Origin of the sequence: Pseudomonas sp. SIMBA_041, assembly GCF_046535095.1 — a bacterium.
GTDB lineage: Bacteria > Pseudomonadota > Gammaproteobacteria > Pseudomonadales > Pseudomonadaceae > Aquipseudomonas > Aquipseudomonas mucoides.
This window is the reverse complement of record NZ_JAWRXJ010000995.1, coordinates 1-232: the sequence shown is the minus strand read 5'-3', so window position 1 is coordinate 232 and position 232 is coordinate 1. Positions and strand designations below refer to the sequence as shown.

At 27.6% G+C, this 232-nt stretch carries 1 protein-coding gene; it reads left to right on the top strand.

The window, feature by feature from the left end; all coding sequences use genetic code 11:
• A partial coding sequence (locus tag SB725_RS34115) for a hypothetical protein (protein WP_410923814.1) occupies positions 1 to 232 on the top strand: 232 nt, incomplete at both ends.

The window sequence follows — 232 nt, the reverse complement described above, 5'->3', positions numbered from 1 at the left end:
ATGCAGATGTGGTTTTAGCCAATCATTCTTTTACGGCTTCTCCTGTAAAAAAATCAATTATCAAAGCAAAGAAGTTTTATTATGTTCAGGCGTATGAGCCAGAGTATTTTTACCATAAGAATTTTAAAGATTTTATTTTAAAAACAATAAGCAGAAAATCATATCAATTAGGATTAAATATTATTGTTAATGCTTCAATGTACCAAGACTACAAGGAAATTAAAACACATAG